The organism is Paraburkholderia sp. J8-2 (assembly GCF_905220195.1).
In the GTDB taxonomy this organism is placed as follows: Bacteria; Pseudomonadota; Gammaproteobacteria; order Burkholderiales; family Burkholderiaceae; genus Paraburkholderia.
The window spans coordinates 288,603-310,343 of record NZ_CAJMZA010000008.1; the positions used below are offsets into that span (position 1 = coordinate 288,603).

At 61.7% G+C, this 21,741-nt stretch carries 19 protein-coding genes and 1 pseudogene; 3 read left to right on the top strand and 17 right to left on the bottom strand.

All coding sequences use genetic code 11. The annotated features are described in order from the left end of the window. Positions 1-47: 47 nt before the first annotated feature. The 8 genes from U5A52_RS20435 to U5A52_RS20470 all read right to left on the bottom strand — a co-directional run bounded on the left by U5A52_RS20435 (position 48) and on the right by U5A52_RS20470 (position 8,810). On the bottom strand, positions 48-290 hold the full coding sequence (locus U5A52_RS20435) for a hypothetical protein (protein ID WP_321936022.1): 243 nt from the start codon (positions 288-290) through the stop codon (positions 48-50). A gap of 35 nt (positions 291-325) precedes the next feature. Next, positions 326-1,456: a sn-glycerol-3-phosphate ABC transporter ATP-binding protein UgpC gene (locus tag U5A52_RS20440; RefSeq protein WP_321911282.1), complete on the bottom strand. Its 1,131-nt coding sequence runs from the start codon at positions 1,454-1,456 to the stop codon at positions 326-328. Between the two features lie 98 nt (positions 1,457-1,554). After that, a complete protein-coding gene (locus U5A52_RS20445; RefSeq protein ID WP_321936023.1) occupies positions 1,555-2,892 on the bottom strand; it encodes a GH1 family beta-glucosidase in 1,338 nt (445 codons plus the stop codon). A 67-nt stretch (positions 2,893-2,959) separates the two neighbouring features. After that, positions 2,960-3,790 carry a carbohydrate ABC transporter permease gene (locus U5A52_RS20450; protein ID WP_321936024.1) on the bottom strand — a complete coding sequence of 277 codons (831 nt, stop codon included), beginning with the start codon at positions 3,788-3,790 and terminating at the stop codon, positions 2,960-2,962. After that, complete coding sequence (locus tag U5A52_RS20455; protein ID WP_321936025.1) at positions 3,787-4,812, bottom strand: sugar ABC transporter permease; 1,026 nt, start codon at positions 4,810-4,812, stop codon at positions 3,787-3,789. Before U5A52_RS20455 ends, U5A52_RS20450 begins: the two co-directional genes overlap by 4 nt. 104 nt (positions 4,813-4,916) lie before the next feature. Beyond that, entirely contained in the window at positions 4,917-6,164 is a 1,248-nt protein-coding gene (locus U5A52_RS20460) for an ABC transporter substrate-binding protein (RefSeq protein WP_321911290.1), read from the bottom strand. 186 nt (positions 6,165-6,350) lie between these two features. Then, entirely contained in the window at positions 6,351-7,442 is a 1,092-nt protein-coding gene (locus U5A52_RS20465) for a LacI family DNA-binding transcriptional regulator (protein WP_321911292.1), read from the bottom strand. A gap of 216 nt (positions 7,443-7,658) precedes the next feature. Further along, complete coding sequence (locus U5A52_RS20470; RefSeq protein ID WP_321911294.1) at positions 7,659-8,810, bottom strand: porin; 1,152 nt, start codon at positions 8,808-8,810, stop codon at positions 7,659-7,661. Between the two features lie 825 nt (positions 8,811-9,635). Here U5A52_RS20470 and U5A52_RS20475 point away from each other — a divergent pair. Continuing rightward, the gene (locus U5A52_RS20475; protein WP_321911295.1) at positions 9,636-9,929 is read left to right on the top strand and encodes a BON domain-containing protein; all 294 of its coding nucleotides are present in this window, start codon (positions 9,636-9,638) and stop codon (positions 9,927-9,929) included. Positions 9,930-9,996: 67 nt separating this feature from the next. On the opposite strand, the gene U5A52_RS20480 is transcribed toward U5A52_RS20475, so the two are convergent. From U5A52_RS20480 to U5A52_RS20520, 9 genes are all read right to left on the bottom strand, one after another. Further along, entirely contained in the window at positions 9,997-11,271 is a 1,275-nt protein-coding gene (locus U5A52_RS20480; protein WP_321936026.1) for an ABC transporter permease, read from the bottom strand. A gap of 35 nt (positions 11,272-11,306) precedes the next feature. Beyond that, positions 11,307-12,833, bottom strand: a complete 1,527-nt coding sequence (locus tag U5A52_RS20485; protein WP_321936027.1) for a sugar ABC transporter ATP-binding protein — start codon at positions 12,831-12,833, stop codon at positions 11,307-11,309. Continuing rightward, entirely contained in the window at positions 12,834-13,808 is a 975-nt protein-coding gene (locus U5A52_RS20490; protein WP_321911302.1) for a substrate-binding domain-containing protein, read from the bottom strand. 72 nt (positions 13,809-13,880) lie between these two features. After that, positions 13,881-14,948 carry a LacI family DNA-binding transcriptional regulator gene (locus U5A52_RS20495; protein WP_321911303.1) on the bottom strand — a complete coding sequence of 356 codons (1,068 nt, stop codon included), beginning with the start codon at positions 14,946-14,948 and terminating at the stop codon, positions 13,881-13,883. A 126-nt stretch (positions 14,949-15,074) separates the two neighbouring features. Further along, positions 15,075-15,308 carry a hypothetical protein gene (locus U5A52_RS20500; RefSeq protein ID WP_321936028.1) on the bottom strand — a complete coding sequence of 78 codons (234 nt, stop codon included), beginning with the start codon at positions 15,306-15,308 and terminating at the stop codon, positions 15,075-15,077. A 261-nt stretch (positions 15,309-15,569) separates the two neighbouring features. Next, positions 15,570-16,139, bottom strand: a complete 570-nt coding sequence (locus tag U5A52_RS20505; protein ID WP_321911308.1) for a hypothetical protein — start codon at positions 16,137-16,139, stop codon at positions 15,570-15,572. Positions 16,140-16,352: 213 nt separating this feature from the next. Beyond that, entirely contained in the window at positions 16,353-17,012 is a 660-nt protein-coding gene (locus U5A52_RS20510) for a hypothetical protein (protein ID WP_321911312.1), read from the bottom strand. Beyond that, on the bottom strand, positions 17,009-17,368 hold the full coding sequence (locus U5A52_RS20515; RefSeq protein ID WP_415774027.1) for a 2-oxoglutarate dehydrogenase: 360 nt from the start codon (positions 17,366-17,368) through the stop codon (positions 17,009-17,011). Before U5A52_RS20515 ends, U5A52_RS20510 begins: the two co-directional genes overlap by 4 nt. A gap of 124 nt (positions 17,369-17,492) precedes the next feature. Further along, the gene (locus U5A52_RS20520) at positions 17,493-19,310 is read right to left on the bottom strand and encodes a S10 family serine carboxypeptidase-like protein (RefSeq protein ID WP_415764178.1); all 1,818 of its coding nucleotides are present in this window, start codon (positions 19,308-19,310) and stop codon (positions 17,493-17,495) included. An 859-nt stretch (positions 19,311-20,169) separates the two neighbouring features. Here U5A52_RS20520 and U5A52_RS20525 point away from each other — a divergent pair. After that, complete coding sequence (locus U5A52_RS20525; protein ID WP_321936030.1) at positions 20,170-21,375, top strand: zinc ribbon domain-containing protein; 1,206 nt, start codon at positions 20,170-20,172, stop codon at positions 21,373-21,375. A gap of 60 nt (positions 21,376-21,435) precedes the next feature. Then, positions 21,436-21,741 (top strand): annotated as a pseudogene (locus U5A52_RS20530) (C4-dicarboxylate ABC transporter substrate-binding protein); the annotation flags it as partial.

The window sequence follows — 21,741 nt, forward strand, 5'->3', positions numbered from 1 at the left end:
CGTAACGCCCATTCGCGACACTCGTAATCATCCCTGTCCCGATATCGTCATGTTGGCTGGTCCGGATAATCCGGCCGCGGCGGCTTCGACGAAGGCTCCGCATCGAAATGGACGATGAACGCATGCAGCGGTTCGCGCCTTTTCTCCGCGCGCTCCGGCGGGTCCGGGCGCTCGCGCGGCGGCTCGCGTTCCCGGTCCGTCGCCTCGGGTGGATCAGCAGACGGCGCAACTGGCCCGGCCGGCGCTCTCGCGACCGACTCGAAATCGCCCTTCGACCCTTTGTTCGCCATTGCACTCGTCTCCATCGCGTTCGCCATCGCGCACATCAAACGACGGCTTGAACGTTCTCTCCCACTTCGGGGCGCTCGAACGCCACCGCCGCGCCGCTCGCGTCGAACAGCGTGACCGCGGACGACGCCACCTTGATGCCCACGCGGGCGCCCGGTTCGTACTGCGCGTCCTTCTTGTCGAGCTTGAGCGCAATGGCGTGCGCCATGCCGTCCAGACGCGCGTGCAGGATCGACACGTCGCCCAGATGCTCGACCAGCTCGACGCGGGCGGCGATGCCTTCGTCCGCGAGGCCGATGCTCAGGTGTTCGGCACGCACGCCCAAGGTCAATTCGCCATTGAGCGCACGGTCCGGCCGACCCGACAGCGCGATGCGATGGCTCGCACCCGCGAGCGCCAGGACGGTTTGCACGCCGTTTTGCGACACCACCGTGGCGTTCAGCATGTTCATTTGCGGCGAGCCGATAAAGCCGCCGACAAAGCGGTTCGCGGGCCGGTCATACAGATCGAGCGGCGCGCCCGTCTGTTCGATGTTGCCCTTGTTGAACACCACGATCTGCTCGCCGAGCGTCATCGCCTCGACCTGATCGTGCGTCACGTAGATCATCGTCGTGCCCAGCTCACGGTGCAGCTTCGCCAGTTCGATGCGCATCTGCACGCGCAGCGCCGCATCGAGATTCGACAGCGGTTCGTCGAACAGAAACACGCGCGGCTTGCGCACGATCGCGCGGCCAATCGCAACGCGCTGCCGCTGGCCGCCCGAGAGCGCCTTGGGCTTGCGATCGAGCAGGTGCGTGATCTGCAGGATTTCCGCGGCACGGCCCACGACTTCGCGCACTTCGCGCTTCGATTTGCCCGAGAGCTTGAGCGAAAATCCCATGTTCTCCGCCACCGTCATATGCGGATAGAGCGCATAGCTCTGAAACACCATCGACACGCCGCGGTCCACCGGCTGCAGATCGTTCACACGCACGCCGTCGATCAGAATGTCGCCGCCGCTCACTTCCTCGAGCCCGGCGATCATGCGCAGCATGGTCGACTTCCCGCAACCCGAAGGTCCGACGAATACCGTGAACTGCCCGTCCGGAATATGCAGATCGATGCCCTGAATGATCTGCGGACCTTCACCGTACGTCTTCACGACGTTGCGCAATACGAGTTCGCCCATTGTTACGTCCTCCTTAGTGCTCTTGCCTTGCCGTCCCGCGCGATATCGGCGTCTCGTCCTCTGTCGCGCGGGTTACGGTGCTGTTCCCTGGGCCCGCGTTAGCGGGCTGCCTCGGCGGCCGCATGCTCCGCGATGGCCTCGCTATACCAGTGCGCGCTGTCCTTCAACGTGCGCTTCTGGGTCTCGTAGTCGACGTACACCATACCGAAGCGCTTGTCGTAGCCGCACGCCCATTCGAAGTTGTCCAGCATGCTCCATGCGAAATAGCCGGCCACGTCCACGCCTTGTTGCGCGGCATCGGACAGCGCAGCCAGGTGCAGATCGAGGAAACGGATGCGGTCGGTGTCCTGAACGCGGCCGTTTTCGAGCACGTCTTTCGCCGCGCAGCCGTTCTCGGTGATGAAAATCGGCGGCAGCTTGTACTCGGCATTGAGCTTCGTGAGCAGTTCGGTCAGACCTTCCGGATAGACTTCCCAGTCCATGTCCGTGAAACCGTGCACGCCCGGAGGACGCTTGACGCCCGAAGCGCTCGCGAAAATACGCGTGTAATAGTTGATGCCGAGGAAGTCGAGCGGCGCGCCGATGATGTCGAAATCGCCTTCGCGAATGACCTCCTGCGGGCCGTTTGCGCCATACCAGTTCAACGCTTCGGCCGGATATTCGCCCTTGAAGATCGGGTCCATGTACCAGCGCACGAACTTCGCGTATTCGAGTGATGCGGCGGCAATATCTTCTGGCGCGTCGGTCGCGCCGTGTGCCGGCGACTGGTTGAGCACGATGCCAAGCGGCGCCTTCACGCCGTCGGCACGCATGGCCTGAACCGCCAGGCCGTGCGAAAGCAGCAGATGATGCGCCACGTGAGCCGCTTTCTTCAGGTCGGCGTTGCCCGGAGCGAAGTAGCCCGTTGCATTGCCGAGCCATGCGGTACACCACGGCTCGTTGTGCGTGGCGATCGAAGCAACCCGGTCGCCCAGCACGCTGCCGATCTTGCGTGCGTAGTCGGCAAAACGATACGCCGTGTCGCGGCTTTCCCAGCCGTTCTGCGCCGTCTGCAGCGCTTGCGGCAAGTCCCAATGATAGAGCGTGGCGAACGGTTGAATTCCGCGCTCGAGCAAACCGTCGACCAGACGCTCGTAGAACGCGAGGCCCTTGTCGTTGTAGGCGCCGCGGCCGTCCGGCTGCACACGCGGCCATGCAATCGAAAAACGGTAAGCATTGACGCCCATTTGCGCCATCAGATCGAGGTCTTCTTCGAAACGATGGTAGTGATCGCAGGCCACGTCGCCGCTTTCGCCTTTCACGACCTTGCCGGGCACGCGGCAGAACGTGTCCCAGATCGACTCGCCACGGCCGTCTTCACGCGCTGCGCCTTCGATCTGATACGAGCTGGTGGCCACGCCCCAAACGAAGTTTTCCTTGAATCGAAACGTCGACATAACGATAGGTATCCTGATTAGTCGTGTTCGCTTTTCGGCGAACTTGCTTGAAATGAAAGTGTGAAACTCAGGCTTTGACCGCGCCGGTCGTCAAACCGTCGATCAAACGCCGCGAGGTGAAGGCGAACAGCACGAGCAACGGCACCACCGCCACCGCGGACCCCGCCATGACCGCGCCCCAGTCCGAGTTGGTCGGGCTTTGCAGAATGCGCAGCGCGAGGGGCAGCGTGTACATCGAAGGCGAACGCAGCACGACCAGTGCCGAGAGAAAGTTATTCCAGGCCTGAATGAAGCTGATGAGCCCGAGCGTGCCCAGTGCGGGCCCGAGCAGCGGCAGCACGATGCTCCAGTAAATGCGGAACTCGCCGCAGCCGTCGATGCGCGCCGCCTCGATCAGGTCGGACGGAATCGCCGACGCGATGTACTGGCGCATGAGGAACACGCCGAGCGCGGCGGCAGCGCCTGGCACATACAGCGCGCGCGGCTGATTGATCCAGCCGAGCAGGTTCATCGTCATGAAGGTCGGAATCATGCCGAGAAACGGCGGCACCAGCATGGCCGTGAGCGCAACGGCAAAGAGCGTCTTCTTGAAGCGGAACTCGTACATCGCGAACGCGTAACCGGCCATCGACGTGACGAGCAACGTCAGCAAGGTCTGAATCGTGGCCGTGTAGAAGCTCCAGCCCAGATTGCGCCAGAACGGAATGTGCCGCATGAGCGAGGCCATGTTGTCGAGAAACGCGTTGCCGAACCAGAGCGGCGGCGGCATCGAGAAAATCTCGGAGCTCGTGTGCGTGGCGAAGACGAACATGAACCAGAACGGCGAGAACATCAGCACCGCGCCCGCCAGCACGACGGCATAACCGGTGTAACGTGCCTTGTTGTTGGACAGTTTCATCGCTGTGCCTCCTCTTTCATGCCGCTGCGGTGGAAAATGCGCGTGTTGAGCCACATCAGCGCGGAGATCGTGATAAAGAGCAGCCACGCAATCGAACTGGCCGTGCCGAAGTCGCCGTCGTGGAATGCCGTGCGATACATGTAGACCGCCGTGGTCAGGCCGGACTGGCTCGTCCCCATGCCGTCATTCGGGAGCAGGATGAACGGCTCTTCGAACAGTTGCAGCCCGCCGATGATCGAAAGCGTGACCGCAAAGAAAATCATCGGCTTCAGAAGCGGGATCGTGATGCGCGTGAACTGTTGCCAGCCGTTCGCGCCGTCAATGCGCGCCGCTTCGTAAATGTCCTTCGGAATGGTCTGCAGTGCAGACAGATACAGCACCGTATTCCAGCCCACATAGCGCCAGAACACGACAACGGAGACCGCCGGTTTCACATTGGCCGGGTTGTACAGCCACTCGATCGGTTTCGAAGGCACGATCCAGTGCAGCCCCGGGATCTTGCCGATTTCGGCAATGGCGAGGTTGATCATGCCGAAGTCGGTCGAATACAGCGACGAGAAAATCAGCGCGATCGCCACGCTCGACGTGATGAAGGGCAGAAAGTACAGCCCAACCACGAAATTGCGCCAGCGGCGGAACGCGGTTTGCAGAAAGAACGCCAGCGGCAGCGCAATGAGGTGCTGCGGCGCGCCGGACATGACCGCCATCGAGGCCGTGTTGTAGAGCGATTTCCAGTACCACGGGTCAGTCAGCGTGAACGTGAAGTTCGACAGGCCCACCCACTTCATGCTCGCCAGTCCCGCCGTCGCGTCCCAGCTCTGGAACGAGAGATACAGCGAAAACAGCAGCGGAAAGGCCAGGAACACCGCAAACAGCACGAAAAACGGCGCGAGAAACAGGTACGGCGCAATCTTGACCGGATTGAGCCGCAGCTTTCCGCGAGCGTGGGTGAGCGGCGCGAGCGTGTCGCGCGCGAGCCCTTCGCGGGAAACCTGTTCAGTTGTGGGCAGAGGAGAGTTCATCAATAGTTCCGTCCATTCGTGCGTGGCCAGCCCAGGTGGGCGGCCACGCTGTTGCAGCGGGCTTCAGAGCGCGGCGTAGCGCCGCGCCGTTTCATCAAAACCGCTTAACGGCGGACACGATGCGTGATATCAGCCTGTGCTTCCTGCAGTGCCTGGTGGATGTCCTCGTTGCTGTCGACCACCTTGTCGAGCGCCGAGTGGACCGCCTCTTCGGCAACCTGGTCATACTTGCTGCGCTGGATCGCCGGGATATGCGCGGCGGCATCACGCCAGATCAGGCGAGCTTGCTCGTTGCCGAGGAACGCCACGGGCTGCGCGAAGAAGTCGTCGTGCTGAGCGGAAAGCAGCGCCGGAAAGGCGTCGATCGAGCGGAACGAAGCGAGCTGCTCGTCCGTGCGCGTCGTCAGGAACTTGATGAATTCCCACGACAGTTGCTTTTGCGTGGCCTTCACCGGGATCGACCAGAACGTGCCGCCAAATGAAGCATAAGCGCCGCCAGGCAGATTCGTCGCGCGCCAGAGACCCTTCGTGTCCGGTGCGATCCACGACGAGAGGTGGCCGCCAAGCCATGCGCCCATCATTTGCGTCGCCACCGTGCCGCGCTTGAAGCTTTCGGCCCATTCGTTCGACCACGGCGTGATCTTCGCGTCGAGGCCGAGATCGCGCGCCTTCTTCGCAAGCTCGAACGCCTTCACGAAACGCGGCGACGTCACGACCGGATTGCCGGCCTTGTCGAAGTACACGCCGTCGCCTTCCTTCAGGTCGGCGCGAATATAGATGTCTTCGATATCGCGCGACGACGCCATCAGGTACGCGCCCGTCGCCTTCTTGATCTTCTGGCCGGCCGCGAGATACGAGTCCCACGACTTCGTCAGGTCGGCTTCGGTCACGCCCGCCTTGTCGAGAATGTCCTTGCGGTAGAACAGCGTGCCCGGGCCGATATCGCCCGGCATGCCGACAATCTGGCCGTCCTGCGTGGTGGCCTGCGCGAACGTGTAGTTGATGAACTGGCTCTTGTACTGACCCGCGCTATAAGGCGGCTTGGCCAGATCTTCGAGACCGCCGCCCGCAGCGAACCGGCCGATGAAGCCGACTTCCACGGCCATCACGTCGGGCAGGTCCGAGCTGGTCGCAAGCGCGGTGGTCATGGCGTTGTGGTGGTCGCCGATCGCGAGCGACGACACCTTGATGTCGACGTCCGGATGCAGTTTCTTCCACGCGGGAATCGCGTCCTTGATTTCCTGGTCGAGCTTCGGAAACACCGCGACAGTCAGCGTGGTGTTGGCATGCGCGGCCACGGTAGCGAGGCTCAGCAAAACGGCGGCGGCAGTGCCTGAAAAACGGAAATTCATTACATGTCTCCTGATGAAACGTTTGTGAGTGACGTTCAAATGCTCCCCTGCTGCTACGAACTACTTCCCCTGTTGTATTGATTCGTCATGCTTAACGACATGCTTGCCGCGCTCTGATGTTTGAAAGCGCTTTCACGGCAAAACTAAAAAAACGGCCCACCAAGGACTCACACGTGGGCACAGCCTTCACGCACGTGCATCTCCCCCGCTCAACGAAGGTCCGATCCGACGCGTCGTTTCGCGCGTGACCAGCGTGAGCGGAATCGGGCTCAGTGCCACCGGCTGCTTGCGGATCATCTGCACGATGCCTTGCGCCGCGAGCCGGCCGATTTCATAGGTCGGCTGCCTGACCGTCGTCAAAGGCGGCGTCATATATGAGGAGGTCGGCAAATCGTCGAAGCCGACCAGCGATACGTCCTCGGGCACGCGCACGCCGCGGCGAAACATCGTCAGACGCGCGCCATACGCGGTCTGGTCGTTCGCACAGAACACCGCACTCAGCGAAGGCCGGCGCGTCAGCAGCCGCTCCATCGCCGCGACACCGCCGGTTTCGAGGTAATCGCCCTGCTCGACCAGATCGGCGTCGAAACCGATGCCCGCTTCTTCCAGCGCGCTGCGGTAGCCGTCGAGACGCTCGATCGCGTCCTCGTGATTGCTCGGGCCGGCAATGAATGCGATTTCGCGGTGGCCCTGCTCGATCAAATGCCGCGTCGCGTCGCGCGCGCCCTGCAGGTTGTCGATCGGCAGGCCTGCCAGCGCCAGGCCGTTTTGCACCGAGCGCCCCAGCACGAGCATGGGTGCGTAGCGCGAATATTCGGTGAGCGTTGGCTCGTCGAGTTGTGCGTGCAGCAGAATGATGCCGTCCACGCGGCGCGCGATGAATTCTTCGAGGCGCGCCTTTTCGTCGACGACATTCCAGCGGCTGCTCACGAAAATCGGCGTGAAGCCCGGTTCGGCAAGCGCCTCTTCAATTCCGCGCAGCCACTCGGCGTAAAACGGACTCGACACGGCCTGCGTCAATACGCCGATGGTTTCGGTCCGGCCGCTCGCAAGACTGCGCGCCAGCACGTTTGGCCGATAGTTGAACCGCGCGATGGCCTCTTCCACGGCTCGCTGCTTTTCGGGAAGCACGCGTGCGGTACCGTTCAGGATGCGCGACACCGTGCTCGGAGACACGCCGGCTGCGCGCGCAATTTCTTCCAGCGTCACGTTCGGGCCCGCAGTTGGACCACCAGGGACACTGGGCGCGCCGGGTGTTTCGTTGGTGCCGTCGGTCATGAGTTCCGCCTGAACATTTCCATGAAAGCGCTTTCAAATACTGAAAAAAGCGATTCCCGATACGAATTCGAATTGACTAAGTGAAACAACAAACCACAGAAAAAGCAGCCGGTGCGACCAGGGTGGAGGAGAGATCGCACCGGCCTCTCTAGAGAGAGAATTAAGCAATACCTGACACAAAGAGATCACAACAACTACAGGTCAAACAAACTCAAATCAGAACATGTGCATGATGCCCGCGAACACACCGGTCTGGCTGTGACCGTAGTTCGGGTTGTCGTTCGACGACGTGCCCGTCGCCGCGTCGAAGTTGTTGTTGCCGTACGGACCGTTGCCGAGGTTGATGTTCGACGTCGAGCTGTTGTGCACGTAGCCGGCTTCCGCGTACAGGAACGTGCGCTTCGACAGGTTGTACGTCGTGCCGAGCGTGAACAGCGTGGCGTTGCCGTTGCCGTTGTTCGCGTTCGCGTGGAACACCGCAGCCGTGATCGCCGAAGCGTCGTTCACCTGCCAGCCAGCGCCGATCCACTCGTGATTCACCGCCGTCGGTGCGCTCACGCCAGCCGGCTGCGTGCCGGTCACGCCCATGCTTGCGTCGGTGGCGTCCGGTGCGCTCAAGTGCTGGTAGCCCGCATACAGCTTGACAGGACCAAGCACATACGTGCCGCCAACGAGAATCGAGCGCGAAGCCGAATACACGTTGTTGAACGAGCCGTTTGCACCGCGGACTTCGTCATAGATCACGCGGAAGTCGCCGCTACCCCACGTGTAGATGCCTTCAACCGCGTTCGTACGGCCCTGGCCGGTCGGCACACCTTGCGCGTTGACAGGCGCCGAGTTCCAGCTCGTGTTGTTGGTCAGCGAATACTGGCCCTTGAACACGAGGCCGCCGAACAGCGTAGGCGAGTCATATTCCGCGCCGTTGCTCGTGCTCGCCCAGTTACGACCGCGCACCAGCGTCGAGATGGCGTAACGCTGCATCAACTGCGGGTCAGCGCCCCAGCTGTCCTGCGAGAGTTCGCCGGCGCCGAGGTTACCGATCTTGAACAGACCGAAGCGGTCGTTGGTCAAGCCCACCGTGGCATGACGGCCGAACAGGTTGCCCGCCGAAGCGCCCGTCATCGTATTGAGCTGGCCTTCCAGCTGGAAGACCGTCTTCGTGCCGCCGCCGAGATCTTCCGAACCGAGCAGGCCGAACCAGGAGCAACCCCAGTCGCCGCTCTGCGCCGAGAACTTGTTACCGCCCGGCAGGCCGGTCTCATACTGCACGCCGTTGTCGATACGGCCATACAGGGTGACGCTGCTCTGCGCGTGCGCCATCGTCGTTGCAGCTGCCATCACCGACAAAGCAATAAGCTTCTTTTTCATTAGGTATCCTATATATATTTTGGCGTCTCCAAACCGCGCAGGTCGCGTGCGCTCTACACGTTACCTACCAGGCTGCCTCACTGAAATGTCCCGAATCACATTTCGAGGCGATTATAGGGACGCCCCTGCTCCGTGTATCGAACCGGCAGGTTAGGGAAAACGCTGTTACCGATAACAGTTGCACGCCGCCAGGTCCCGGAGTAGGCCCCTGCTTTATGACCATTCCGTTATGGTCACAAGCCTCCCAAATCCGTTTGTGGTCGTGAGGGAAAATATGCGCGGCGTGGGAAATGTTCCGAACACCCGTGCTACAGCGGCCAAATTGCGCTTGACAGCGCTTTCAAACGCCGCGCTTCGATGTTGTGAAGTTGCAACGACGAAATGAAAATTCTTGCCCGTTGCGCCTTCAGCTTTCCGGTTGGGGGTTGACAGCGCTGTCACCAGCACGCGTGGGCGATAGCGACTATGATCAAGGTATACCCTGCCGGGCAACGAGTTGAGATTTGCCGGTAAGCACGCTCAGCGCGGGACTGCGTATGAATCCCGCGGGCTTTCCGGTTTCACACGATCGCGCCACGCAACACTCTGCGCCTCGACTCCCGCTGTTCCCCGCCACGTCGCGCGCGCGACGTCCCGTCCGAACGCAATGCACCAGCACGCACCAGCGTCACTTTCGCCGGGCAAAGCCCTCGACGCGCCGTTGCGGCTTTCACCGTGCTGCGCGAGGCGGCTTGCCCTCTGACTTCCGCGGCCCTGCGTTGAAGCGGGCCGGAAGGCTTGCTGCCGGAATTGACCGGCACTTCTGCCACACTGCAAGGAGGTATCGTGAAAGCCATCATCACTTCCACGCTCGCATTACTGATTTCCAGCGCCATCGTGCCAGCCGTTCAGGCTCAAACCGATTCCGGAGCAAGCAACCCGCAACTCGCACACGACGTCCGGGTCAGTCTCGCGCGCAACGGCGTGAGCAATTCTCATGTATTTGTTTTTGCCAGAGGCAATACGGTCACGCTGCTCGGATTTGTGCCGGAACACGAACAGGTCGCGCTGGCCGAACGCACTGCGGCGGCCGTCCCCGGTGTGCAATCGGTGGACAGTTGGCTTGCGCGCGGACGCTGAAGCCGGTGAGAGTGAATGGAACGCCGCGCGCGGACGCGACCCGTATCGTCCACGCACGGCGTTTTATTTATTGATCGTGCCGCGTAACACCGCGTTTGATCCGCTTGAACCAGCCGCCGCGCCCATAGTCGGTCTGCTGCAAAAACACGGCAATCACGATGATCAGGCCTTTGAGGACCAGCTGGGTATTGCTGTCGATATCGTTGAGCAACAGAATATTGCCAAGAAAGCCGAATATGAGCACGCCGGCCACCGTGCCCGATATGCGTCCAACGCCGCCGGAAAGACTCGTCCCGCCAATCACCACGGCCGCAATCGCATCGAGTTCCCAGCCGGTCCCGGCATCGGCCTTCCCCTGACGGTACTGCGCCGCATAGAGCACGCCAACCAGCGCCGAGAGCAGGCCGGAAATGGCGTAGGCCATCATCTTGTAGCGCTTGACATCGAGCCCTGAAACCACGGCGCATTTTTCGTTTCCGCCGATTGCGTACAGATATTTTCCGAACACGGTGCGATTCATCACGAAACCGAAAACCAACGCGATCACGAGAAAGAAAAGCGCGGGTACCGGAATCAGATTAAACAGCAGCGCTCGCAGGTTCTCGATATCCGCCGTGGCATTCGTTCCGCTGTAAATCGAATAAACGGCAGTGTCCTGTCCGGCGATCAGCCGCGCGGCCCCAAGTACGCCGACCATGGCCGCCAGCGTGACGATGAACGGCTGCATGCGCCCGCGCGTGATGATCCATCCGTTGATGCTGCCCACCGTGAAGCCCGCAAGCGGCACGATCCAGAGCACGCCTGCAAGCGGCATGCGGTGCGCCGCGTGCAACGCGATATACAGGCACGCCAGCGTCGCGCACAGCAGCGCAACGCCGCCGCGCACCGCGCGTGCGGCTCCGGTATGCGCGCCTGCTACGCGTTGCCGCCTGCGCCATGCACTCAGCACGATCCATACGATCGAAAATACGGCAATGGCGTTGAGCACGAGTGACGCGTAAGTCGCGCGGCTCCATCCTTGCGTGGTGAGGAGCATCGCGGTCAGCACGCTGCCGAGTCCCATGATCGCCCCGACGGAAAGGTCGATGCCCGCGGTGACGATCACGAGCGTCATGCCGATCGACATCACGCCGACGTTCGCGACCTCCCGAAACACATCGGAGATGTTCGCGCTGGAAAGAAAGATGTTGCTGCCATCGGTCGAGTGAGGCGAGGTGAATGCGCCCACCACGAGCAGCAAGATCAGCCCCAGGTAGTACTTCAGGTGCGTCATGAGCGTGCTCAGTTGACGCCTGCGCGTTGGCGCATCCGGCTCGGCGACATGGTCCTGCACGTGCTGCATGGTCAGCCTCCAGTCAGGAGCAATTCAGGCGCAATTCAGGGCGAAGCGAGATCGATCAGCAGGTCGCCGGAAAAATCGCTGCGCGGCACGATCTGCTTGGCACGCCCTTCGCACAGCACGAGAATGCGGTCGCACAGCAAGGTCAATTCGTCGATTTCCGAACTCGCGATCAGCACGGTCACGCCCGAGCGCGCCGCGTCGAGTATCTGCCGGTAAATCTCCGCTTTGGCGGCGACGTCCACGCCGCGTGTCGGCTCGTCGAGCAGCAGGATGCGCGGCTTCGTCATCAGCCACTTGCCGATGATGAGCTTTTGCTGATTGCCGCCCGAAAGGCTATTGGCGCTCTGCGCCAGGCTGCGATGCTTGACCCGCGACGCGCGAGCCTGTTCGGCGGCCCAGTTGCACAACCTGCGCCGCCTGTAGAACGGAAAACCGGGCACACGCGGCAACGACGGCAGCACGAGATTCGCTTCGAGCGACTGGTCGAGCACGAGTCCATCCTTCTTTCGGTCTTCGGTCACGAACGCAAGACCCGATTGTGCAGCTTCGTCTGGAGACCTGAATGACTGGCGCCGCCCCGCGATGGCAATGGCGCCCTCCTGCCGGTAGGCCGAGATCCCGTAGATGGCTTCGAGCACTTCGGTCTTGCCCGCGCCGAGCAAACCCGAGAGGCCGAACACTTCGCCCTCGCGCACCGAAAACGAAACATCGCGCACCATCGCGCGCGCGGGCCCCCACAGCGAAAGATCGCGCACATCCACACTCGTGGCGCGAGCGCGCGGCGCCTCGTCCGCGCCGCGCTCGGGCGGCGCGAAGTCCTTGCCGATCATCATCGAAACGAGCGCCGTCGACGACTCCACCTGCGCGACCGGCAGCGTCGAGATGCGCCGGCCGTCGCGCAGCACGGTCACGCGGTCGGCCACGGCGAAGACTTCCCCCAGCCGGTGGCTGATCAGCACGATGCCCATACCGCGCTCGCGCAGTTGCCGCGTGAGTGTGAGGAGCGCGTGTGTCTCCGCGTCGGAGAGCGCCGAGGTCGGCTCGTCCATGATCAGCACCCGCGCTTCGGCCAGAAGCGACTTGGCGATTTCCACCAGTTGCTTTTCGCCCACCCGCAGCGCGCCGACCAGCGTGTCGGGGCTCGCGCGAAAGCCCAGTTGACCCAGTACGTCGCGCGCAGCCGCGCGCATGGCGCGCCGGTCCGGAAAGCCCCAGCGCGTGCGCGGTTCCTTGCCAAGAAAAATATTGTCGACAGCCGAAAGCGTATCGACGAGATTCAGCTCCTGATGAATGATCGCGATTCCGGCATCGATCGCGTCGTTCACGCTCGCAAGGCGTGTGGGCACGCCTTGTACGCGTATGGTGCCGCTGTCTGGCGTATAGAGCCCGCCCAGCATCTTCATGAGGCTCGATTTGCCCGCGCCGTTCTCGCCGACGAGCGCATGCACCTCGCCCGCCACGACATCGAAGTCGACGCTCGACAACACAGCGCTGCCGTTGAACGATATCGACAGGCCTATCGCTTCGATCAGCGCAGCGTTGGCAGTGGCAGTGGCATTCATTCAGGAGTGGCTAGCAATATACGCCTTGGCGTTGTCGGCAAAAATGCCCTGCGTCGGCAAGGTGACCTTCTTCGGGATCTTTTCGCCACCAAGCAGCTTGAGCGCCTGGCGTATGCCTTCGGCGCCGGGCGTGGGATACATGAACGTGCCGGCAAGCAGCCCTTGCGCCACCCAGGTGGCGCCCTCCTGCGGCAAGCCGTCGATGCCCACGAACTTGATGCTCTTGTCGCGCCCCGCATCCTTGGCCGCAAGATAGGCACCGTAGGCCATCGGATCGTTGTGCCCGTAGACAACATCGATCTTCGGATTCACGCGCAACACCGTCTTCATGTACTCGTAGGCCTTGTCCTGCTTCCAGTCGCAGTCCACGCGCTCGCCCACGAGCTTGATGCCGGGTTCTTTGCCGGTCACGCTCACCGCGCCGTCGTGGCGATCGTGCGCGGGCTGCGCGCCGAAGCCGCCCCACACTTCCACGAGATTGCCCTGTGCGTGTCCCGGCCCGCCCATCAGCTTGACGATGAACGAGCCGGCTTCGCGGCCGATCTGCACGTTGTCGCCGCCAATGAACTGCGTAAAGGATTCGCCGTTCACCTCGCGATCGAGCACGAACACGGGAATCCCTGCTTTATAGGCTTTTTCCACCACGCCGGTCAGCCCCGCCGACTCCTTGGGCGAAATGAAGATCGCATCCATCTTCTGGGCGATGAAATTCTCCATGTCGGCATTCTGCTTGTCGGTGCGATCGCCTGCATCGGCAATGATCAGATCGACCTGTGGATGCTTCGCGGCCTCGGCTTTCATGTCCTTGTTGAACTGCACACGCCAGGGCTCGACCGTGGTCACCTGCGAGAAGCCGAAGCGATACTTCTTCTGCTGCCCGAACGCGGGCGCGCTGAGCGTCCCGAGAAGACCCGCTGCACCGGCAAGCGGTACGGCGACCAGACCCGCAATCAGAATGCGTCGTTGACTGTCCATTGCCCTGTCTCCTTTGTTGTCTGAACCGGGCGGCGCGTACGGCCTGCCTCGGGTGCTACGAAAAATAAAACGTTATAGCGGCGGCGCGGCGGACACGCTCGCCGCTTCGCCCCATTCGTCATACCGCATCGGGCCCGTGCTCTCGCGCACGCGAAGGTCGGCGCGCATGCGCAAATGCACGATCTCCGGGTTCTCGCCCTGCAGTTGTTTGTGCAGGAGGTGCCAGATGCCGCGGGCGATCGCCTCGGCGGGTTGGCGAATGGAACTGATGCCGGGACGCAGCACCGACATCCACGGCGCGTCGTCGAATGAAAGCAGCGAGATGTCGTCGGGCAGGCGCAAGCCCGCGTCGCGTATCGCCCGCAGCGCGCCGAGCGTCGCGACGTTGGCGCCGGTGAAAAGCGCTGTGGGACGCGCGCGCGCGGCGATCACGCCGAGCGTCGTCGCATGGCTTTCGGTATCGCTCATGCCGCACACCACGACGTTGGCGTATTGTGCGAGCCCGGCGCGCCGCATCGCGTCCTGATAGCCCTGGGCGCGCTCGCGGCTGTTCACGAGGTCGAGCGCATTGACGATGAACGTGATGCGGCGGTGACCGAGCGCGATGAGATGCCCGGTGCCGTCCATGGCCGCGCGATGGCTGTCGGTCGTAACGGTATTGGCGGGAAAGCTGCTGTCCACGCGATCGGCCATCACGAGCGGCACGTCGCATTCGCGCAGTTCGCTGATCGCGTGCTCGTAACCGTGGCATGGAATGATGATCATGCCCGCCACCTGGCGCGAAAGGACGAAGCGGATGCGCTCCGCTTCGCGTTCCGGGTCCTCCTGCGCGTGCGCGAGGATCAGCCGGTAGCCGGATTCGAGTGCGTGATCTTCGAGTGCGCAGACCAGCTCGATGAAGAACGAATTGGTCAGGTCGGGCACGACAAACCCAATGGACGTGGAGCGGCAACTGCGCAATTCGGCGGCCAGGCTGTTGCGGCGGTAGCCGAGCTTGCGGGCGGCCTCCCAAACCTGCCGCTGCCGTGCTTCGCTCACATTCGCGGCCCCTGCGAGTACCTTCGATGCCGTGCCCAGCGAAACACCCGCCGCGTTCGCAACGTCCTTGAGGGTACTGGCACTTTTCTTGCGGTCGTCCATGCTGGTCTGTCCGCCCGAAGTGATTGCCTGTTGCTATCCGTCTGAACTGAAACGTTTCATAGAGTAGGAAATGGATTTTCAGGCTTCAAGGGAGGGTTTACCGGGGCGCGGAAGAAAGAGCAACAACTAGCGGTAATTCACGAAGTTGATGATGTCGTTGAGGAACCACGGAAGAATCAGTTGCGTGTCGGGGTCGCTTACGCCCACGGTGAGTCTCGGCTGCTTCGAGCCGGGCGCGCCGGGCTTCGCGGAATCGGGCGTGTGCAGCATGTAGGTGTCCGTGTCGGCAGCGGGCGGCGGCGATGAAGCACAACCGGCAAGCAGGAACGCGATGAACGCTGCGCAGCACAAACGCTTCATGATCGGCAATCTCCTGCCACGTGACATTGAGAAACCCAAGCGTACCATCGGCCCTGCCGCGGCCGTGCGCAGATGTGCATGCGCCGGAAATGCAGAGCTAATTCGGCACGAACACTTTGGCGCTTATTCAGCACGCAATTCCACGTCTGAAATTCGTCATCTATACAGGATTGGGAAAAACGAATAATCGCGATTTAGAAAGGCACACGCTGCACAACGCCAATACGTGCAACGTGGCCTTTTCGAAAACGTGTGATGCGCTTAGCGGAATCCGTAAACGAGAACTTTCTTCCCCTCGAATTGCTCTTGCACACCTTGATCGCAATTCGGCGGACACGTCGTGCCGTCGGCGGCGGGACCGGACGACGGCGAGTATGCTTTATTGACAACGGATTCGATGAGCGTGCCGTCGTCGGAAATCACGATTTGCAGGTCGGTTTCCACGCCTGCCGGTACAGGGCCGCCACTGCCGTAAACCACTTTCATCGTGCCTGTGCAATCGGAATTCACCGTGTAGGTGCCGCTCTGGTACGGATTGAACGTAGTCTGCCCGCCTTTGGGCAACCCATTGATCATGCCGAAATCGGTGCGCGTGAATTTACCTGAACCGTCGAACGTCACGATGGCAACATCATCGAGCGTAGACGGTGAGGAAAATGGGTGCAGCTTGTTATTGCCGTCCAGCAAGCCGAGAATTTCGCCATGGCCGTGAAATCCGTAAGGTCCACTTAGCATTGCACGCGAGCACAGGCCTCCGGCCTGCGCGACGCTGCTGAGCGAGAGAAGTGCGAAGGCTGCTACCGGCATAATTCGTGAATGCTTGATCTTCATGGTCATCTCCTTGTCACCGTGTCAGGCGCCGGGCTCCATAACGCGCAGCGGGCCAACCCACTCGTTCGCAAAGGCCCCGGCAAGTGCCGGTGCGCGCTGCGCTTCCTAAGCCTATGGAACCGTGCACGCTCGCGCCTCCATCAATTGATGGAGAGATCGAGCGAGAGGGAGATTTCGTGCGCGGACAAATGACAGGAGTACGGTGCAACGGTATTAGGGCTTCACCGCGTATTGCACCAGTTCGATCTCGTTCGTCGCGGGCGCGCCCCTGCCGGCCAAACGGCCTTGAAACGCTTCACGCACCACACGCTTGACGCTCGGCGCATACCAGAGCGTTTCCTCCATCGGGCCGCCGCCCGCACCATACTGCGGCTGCCAGACACCGCTCATCGTGATCTTGATCGCGGAGAAAGCGCCCGCCTTCGTCTTGACCGTCTCCACGCCGTCCACTTCACATTGGGCACGGCGCTGCACCCTCATGCCGGAAGGGGCAGTGGCCACGCAGTCCGCCTCGTAGCGCTCGCCGGCGCGCAGCGGAAAATGCAGGACAATCGCGCACGCGCGCGCGTCGGCGCCATTGGGAATGACGTTGGCCTCGGAGGTGAGTTCCAGACGTGCGCCGCCTGGCCCGATCAGCAGCGACGCGCTGCCGTCCGCGTGGACGGACGTCACGGTTTGCGTGAAGGTTCGACTCTTGCCGGACAACGGGTCGGACCGCTCGAAGGTCCAGTTGTCTCCCACTTTGTAGTGGGGCGCATCCTGAGGCAGCACAACGGCAGCGGTGTCGAGCGCGAAACCGGACGGGGCGAGCGGCCCCGCCCCCAGCACGCACACGACGCCGATCGCCGCGGCGCGACGCGCACGTGGCCTCATTGGCCCTGCTTCTGCAGATATTGCTGCACGTCGCTCATCGACACACGGCCCGTATGCGCCGTATCGATCTGATCGAAATGCTGCGCGATATACCCGAGCCCACTGCTTTGCGCCTGAGCTTTCGTGATCGATGCACCGTTGCTCAATGCGGAATTCGCGCCCAGTCGCGCCGCCACGCGCTGTTGCGCCTGCTGCTGCAATTGCGTACCCGTGGAGGGCGTGAGCGGCACTGGCCGGTTCGACGGGAAAAATGGGCCGTCCACACCGTGGCCGCCCTTCGGGAGTTGAACGGGCGCCACGGCCTGCGTTGCGGCCTGAGCGTTGGCCAGTGTGACCGCGCCAACCGCGCACGCCATGAGCGGCGTAATGCACCACAGCTTGTTGAATATAGACATGATCGCTCGCCTTCAATGAGTAAGGACCGAGGCCCGCAATCGAATCACGAATATCGATGCGCGACGCAAGCCCCGGCCTGTAACGTTATTGACCCGCTGCCGCGACTGCCGTTGAAGTCGGCGTGCCCGCCGGACTCTCGTCGGGCCACGGCTGCGGAAGCGTCCAGAGCGAAAGCGCCAATGGTATGGGTTGACCACCATAGTAGCTCACGAGGTCGGCCTTCATTTTCGGGCGCGCAACGTCGTCCAGATAAATCATATGACCGCCCTGGAAGAAGTTCACCTGCAGATTCGGGTTCAAACCGGCCACCGTTTGCAGGCGCGCAAGCTGCTTTTCGGTGTTGAAGAACGGCGTGGCGAGATCGTGATAGCCGTTCTCCGCCAGCACCTTGAGTTTCGGATTGAGCTGGATCGCGCCGAGCAGGTCGGGCAGCGTATCGGGCAGCGGCTGGCCGTCGTGCGAGAAGTCCCAGACCTCGATGATATTGTCGTTCAGCGGCATATACGTCGCACGCGGCGCCTTGTAGCCGAGATAATCCGGCATCTGCGTGGCCAGCGCTGTCGTGAACGGCTGCGAGATGAGGATGTCCGATGGGTCGCCGTCGCTCTGCAGGCGCGGATCCGAATTGGGCAACGACACGCGCCCGTCGTAACGACCGATCGTGGTGCCCGGGATCAGTTCGTTACTGAAGGGATTCACGTTGAAGTAGCCATTAAGCGCCTGCAAGGTGAGACTCGAAGGCCAGCGCCACGAATCCAGCGTTTTCTCGGGCGGAAAGACCGGCTTGCCTAGCGCGTCGGGAATGCCGAGTTGACTCAGCACCCACGATTGCGCGTATTTCCGGAAATGCTGGTACTGGCCTGTCGCGAAGATCTCCGACTGCAGCGCAAAGAGACCTTGATCGATCATTGGCGGCGAAACCAGATTGAAGTAGGCGGCCACCTCGGCATAGCCCGGGTAATAGCCCGCGAGCGTATCGGTGTCGAGCTGCAAGCCTGCGGTTGATTCCGTGATCGCCGTCGCCTCGATCGCATCGGCAAAGTAGTTGAGGATGGACGACTGCAGCACGATGCCGGTCAGTTGCACGCCCGCCGCTTCGAGCGCGAGCGCAAGCATGTCGGTGCGCGGCGTGCCATACGATTCGCCGTACAGATAAATCGGCGAGCTGCCGCGATTGTTCACCGCCAGATAGCGCTTGATGAAATCGCGCATCACGTCCACGTCTGAATCGCAGCCCCAGAACTTCTGGTTCGTGTTCGGCAGGATGGCCTCGGAAAGCCCCGTGCCCGGCGGGTCGATGAACACCATGTCCGTGGTGTCGATCAGACTCTCTGCATTGTTGACGAGCGGAAAGTTCGGCCAGTTGGTGAGCAGCGGATCGGGAGTAGCGACACGCGTGGGCGCAAACGAGCCGAGACGCAGCCAGATCGACGACGAGCCCGGGCCACCGTTATAGATGAACGTGACCGGCCGCGGCGAACCGTTCGTGCTCGGCGCGGTATAGGCAACATACGACATCGTCGCTTCCGGATTTCCGCTTGAATCGGAAGCGGTCAAATGGCCGGTTGTCGTCGTGTAGTTGATGGTCGTTTTGCCCGAGGTCCACTGGTAATGCATGACCGCGGCCTTTTCTGCGACCTGCGACACCGCAAGACCATCGGTGGCGTTCGGCGAATAGGCAATCGGGTCCGTGTAAGGCTGGTTTGATGAATTCGGTGTTTGCGCAGCGGCCTTCGCGCTTGCCGCAACCTGGTTCATCGCAGTTGCGGCAGACGAAGACGGACTGCCGTCCCCACCGCCGCAACCCGCAAGCATCAGCACGCCTATCGCGATTGCGCCCGTATGACGCAACGGGTTCCGACTACGGCTACAACCCACGCTGGATGTACTCTCCGGATGCATTGTTATACCCCTTCGAATGATGACGTCACACTACGCGGGGGCCGCACTCGCCGGAAATGAGGCCTTGAAAAAGGCATCGAAATTCAAATGCAATTGCCGGCATACGGCGGCTGACATTTCACTTTCCATTCCTGACAAAGTCGATTCATTTCAGGCGTTATCTATTTATTCCGGATAACTAAATAACTCATAGTGCATCGAGCGAAAACATCGAGTTTCGCTGACATGATTTCGCTGGAAATATTTGGTAATGGAGGATGGCAGAGGAAAAATAGGAGTCGCCACAGCACTTTGTCAAGGGATACTTTTGGAACCTATGCGTGCTGATTCGTTGCGTACGCAGCAATTCCATCCAGCAAGAAACGGCCACGCGCACACCTGCCGGCAATGCAAGATCTCGTTGCAACGCGACCGTGAGCGAGCGCCGAATGGCAGGCTCGACAATGCCCCACGCGGGGGTTTCAAGATGATTGCAATCCGTGGTTTGAGATCGAAAGCCTGTGTGTTCCCAATTGGGGACACACTTCCCGTTCGATGCGGGACGCTAAAGAAGCACGTTCGGTCGTTTAGCTATTTTGATAAATAAAAGCCGCTTGTCCGCGAAACACGCTTACACGGTAAAAAATTCCGCAACTCAATCTTCACCAGAATAAAGTCAAGACGCATATGTGCGCCAGGTAACAACGGCGATTGACGCGCTGTGGGAAATCAACCATATTTTCCTCACGCGGCTGTGCTCGGTCCGGCCACGCCGCTTTCCTGTGCATGCAGATCGTGAGTTCCGCGAGGCGTCGCGCTTCGCTTCAACGACGATTCTGAGCATGCCGAAATGGCATCGCCATAACGGTGGGACGACATCATGTCCGCTCAGATTGGTCGCGACCATAACTTCCCCACGGCGTGCAAGCGCTGCGGCGGCCTGTTGTACGAGAACTTCGAATTCTGCCCTTACTGCGGCACGGATCTCCCGCTCGACAAAGTTTCACTCGGCACCCATCCGAAAGCCACGCTGACACCGCTCGAAGCGACAGCGGCGACGCCCCCTGCCCCCGCGGCCGCGAAGATGGCGCCGGCGGGCATGCCCGCGTCCGATGTGCCATCGCTGAACCCAGGCTACCCGCAGGCCGCGCAGAGCGGCGCACAGCATGCCACGCAGCACGCCATGCCACTTGCACACAGTGTGCAGTTTTCACAGATGAGGCAGTGGATCTTTCCCAGGGGCCTGTTCGTCGTCGCATTGATTCTCGTGTTCGCGTACGGCACGTATTTGCTGCTCGGTACGAACCGCCAGCGGGAGAGCACGGCCAGCGAAGAGACGCTGCACTCTTCGGGTGGCTCGGTTTCGACCAATGCGCCTCGGCAACAGTCGGACGAAACGCCCGCTGCTGCGGGAACAGAGACCCACGCCGCGCCCCAATCGCCCCCGCCGGATGCGCACGCCACGCCGCAATTGACCGATGTGGCCGACGGCCTGCGTGTCGCGCGTAACAGCCTTGCGCAGAACAACCTGTTCGACGCGAGGGCCGCGGCCAATGCCGTGCTCGCACGCGACACGGACAACGAGGAGGCGCACGCGCTACAAAGCGAGATCTCGGCGCGCGAGCAACGGCGCGATAGCGCGTTGCAAAGCGCCGACCGCTGCGCCGCGCAGGGTGCCTGGGCCTGCGTGCAACAACAGGCTTCGGAGGCGCTGGCGATCGACTCGAGCAGCCAGGCCGCGCAATCGCTGATGCAGCGCGCCATCGTATCGACCGCCTGGAAACCGCTGAACTCATCCAATGGCGCCGCGCAAGCGAACACGGCGGCACCCGTGCCGCACGCCGCGAACACCGTGCGGCTGCCGTCGTCGCAGGATTGGAACACCAGCGCTTCGCCGCCGCCACTGCCCGCTGCAACGACCGCGACGAATGCAACGAATGCAACAACCGCGACCAATGCGACAAACACGACGAACGCGGCGACAGCCTCCAGTCCCGCCAGCAACGACAACAGCGTCGAAGCACGGGAGCGCGCAATCTTGCAGAATGGCTGGACGCGCGCCGCGCCACCAGGCGCTTCGCATTGAGAAGGAATACAGAACATATCGAAGTCAGCCGTACATCACAAACAGGGCGGGAGAGAGACCATGTTGAAAACGACTCTAGCGGGAGTGGCGACGCTGATCGCCCTGCTTTTCTCGGCGCTCGCCGTCGCCGCAGACGCGAACTACAAGATCGTGACCGGCCCCGAGCGCGGCACGTACATTCAGATCGGCCAGGATCTGTCGAAATGGGTGGCACCGCCGGCCGGCATCGACCTCGAGGTGATTCCATCGAAAGGCTCGGCGGAAAACGTGCAGCGCATGCGTTTCGAGCCCGGTGTGAAGCTCGCACTCGTGCAGTCCGACGTCTATCAGGCCTACGTCGATATGGCCAACTCCGGCAACGAAGAG

Excerpts from the sequence above, each read along its gene's own strand:
- U5A52_RS20485 (WP_321936027.1), bottom strand. The coding sequence starts at position 12,833 with ATGAATGCCACTGCCACTGCCAACGCTGCGCTGATCGAAGCGATAGGC.
- U5A52_RS20520 (WP_415764178.1), bottom strand. The coding sequence starts at position 19,310 with ATGCATCCGGAGAGTACATCCAGCGTGGGTTGTAGCCGTAGTCGGAAC.
- U5A52_RS20445 (WP_321936023.1), bottom strand. The coding sequence starts at position 2,892 with ATGTCGACGTTTCGATTCAAGGAAAACTTCGTTTGGGGCGTGGCCACC.
- U5A52_RS20435 (WP_321936022.1), bottom strand. The coding sequence starts at position 290 with ATGGCGAACAAAGGGTCGAAGGGCGATTTCGAGTCGGTCGCGAGAGCG.
- U5A52_RS20440 (WP_321911282.1), bottom strand. The coding sequence starts at position 1,456 with ATGGGCGAACTCGTATTGCGCAACGTCGTGAAGACGTACGGTGAAGGT.
- U5A52_RS20505 (WP_321911308.1), bottom strand. The coding sequence starts at position 16,139 with ATGAAGATCAAGCATTCACGAATTATGCCGGTAGCAGCCTTCGCACTT.
- U5A52_RS20500 (WP_321936028.1), bottom strand. The coding sequence starts at position 15,308 with ATGAAGCGTTTGTGCTGCGCAGCGTTCATCGCGTTCCTGCTTGCCGGT.
- U5A52_RS20470 (WP_321911294.1), bottom strand. The coding sequence starts at position 8,810 with ATGAAAAAGAAGCTTATTGCTTTGTCGGTGATGGCAGCTGCAACGACG.
- U5A52_RS20465 (WP_321911292.1), bottom strand. The coding sequence starts at position 7,442 with ATGACCGACGGCACCAACGAAACACCCGGCGCGCCCAGTGTCCCTGGT.
- U5A52_RS20525 (WP_321936030.1), top strand. The coding sequence starts at position 20,170 with ATGTCCGCTCAGATTGGTCGCGACCATAACTTCCCCACGGCGTGCAAG.
- U5A52_RS20455 (WP_321936025.1), bottom strand. The coding sequence starts at position 4,812 with ATGAACTCTCCTCTGCCCACAACTGAACAGGTTTCCCGCGAAGGGCTC.
- U5A52_RS20490 (WP_321911302.1), bottom strand. The coding sequence starts at position 13,808 with ATGGACAGTCAACGACGCATTCTGATTGCGGGTCTGGTCGCCGTACCG.
- U5A52_RS20510 (WP_321911312.1), bottom strand. The coding sequence starts at position 17,012 with ATGAGGCCACGTGCGCGTCGCGCCGCGGCGATCGGCGTCGTGTGCGTG.
- U5A52_RS20460 (WP_321911290.1), bottom strand. The coding sequence starts at position 6,164 with ATGAATTTCCGTTTTTCAGGCACTGCCGCCGCCGTTTTGCTGAGCCTC.
- U5A52_RS20515 (WP_415774027.1), bottom strand. The coding sequence starts at position 17,368 with ATGGCGTGCGCGGTTGGCGCGGTCACACTGGCCAACGCTCAGGCCGCA.
- U5A52_RS20495 (WP_321911303.1), bottom strand. The coding sequence starts at position 14,948 with ATGGACGACCGCAAGAAAAGTGCCAGTACCCTCAAGGACGTTGCGAAC.
- U5A52_RS20480 (WP_321936026.1), bottom strand. The coding sequence starts at position 11,271 with ATGCAGCACGTGCAGGACCATGTCGCCGAGCCGGATGCGCCAACGCGC.
- U5A52_RS20450 (WP_321936024.1), bottom strand. The coding sequence starts at position 3,790 with ATGAAACTGTCCAACAACAAGGCACGTTACACCGGTTATGCCGTCGTG.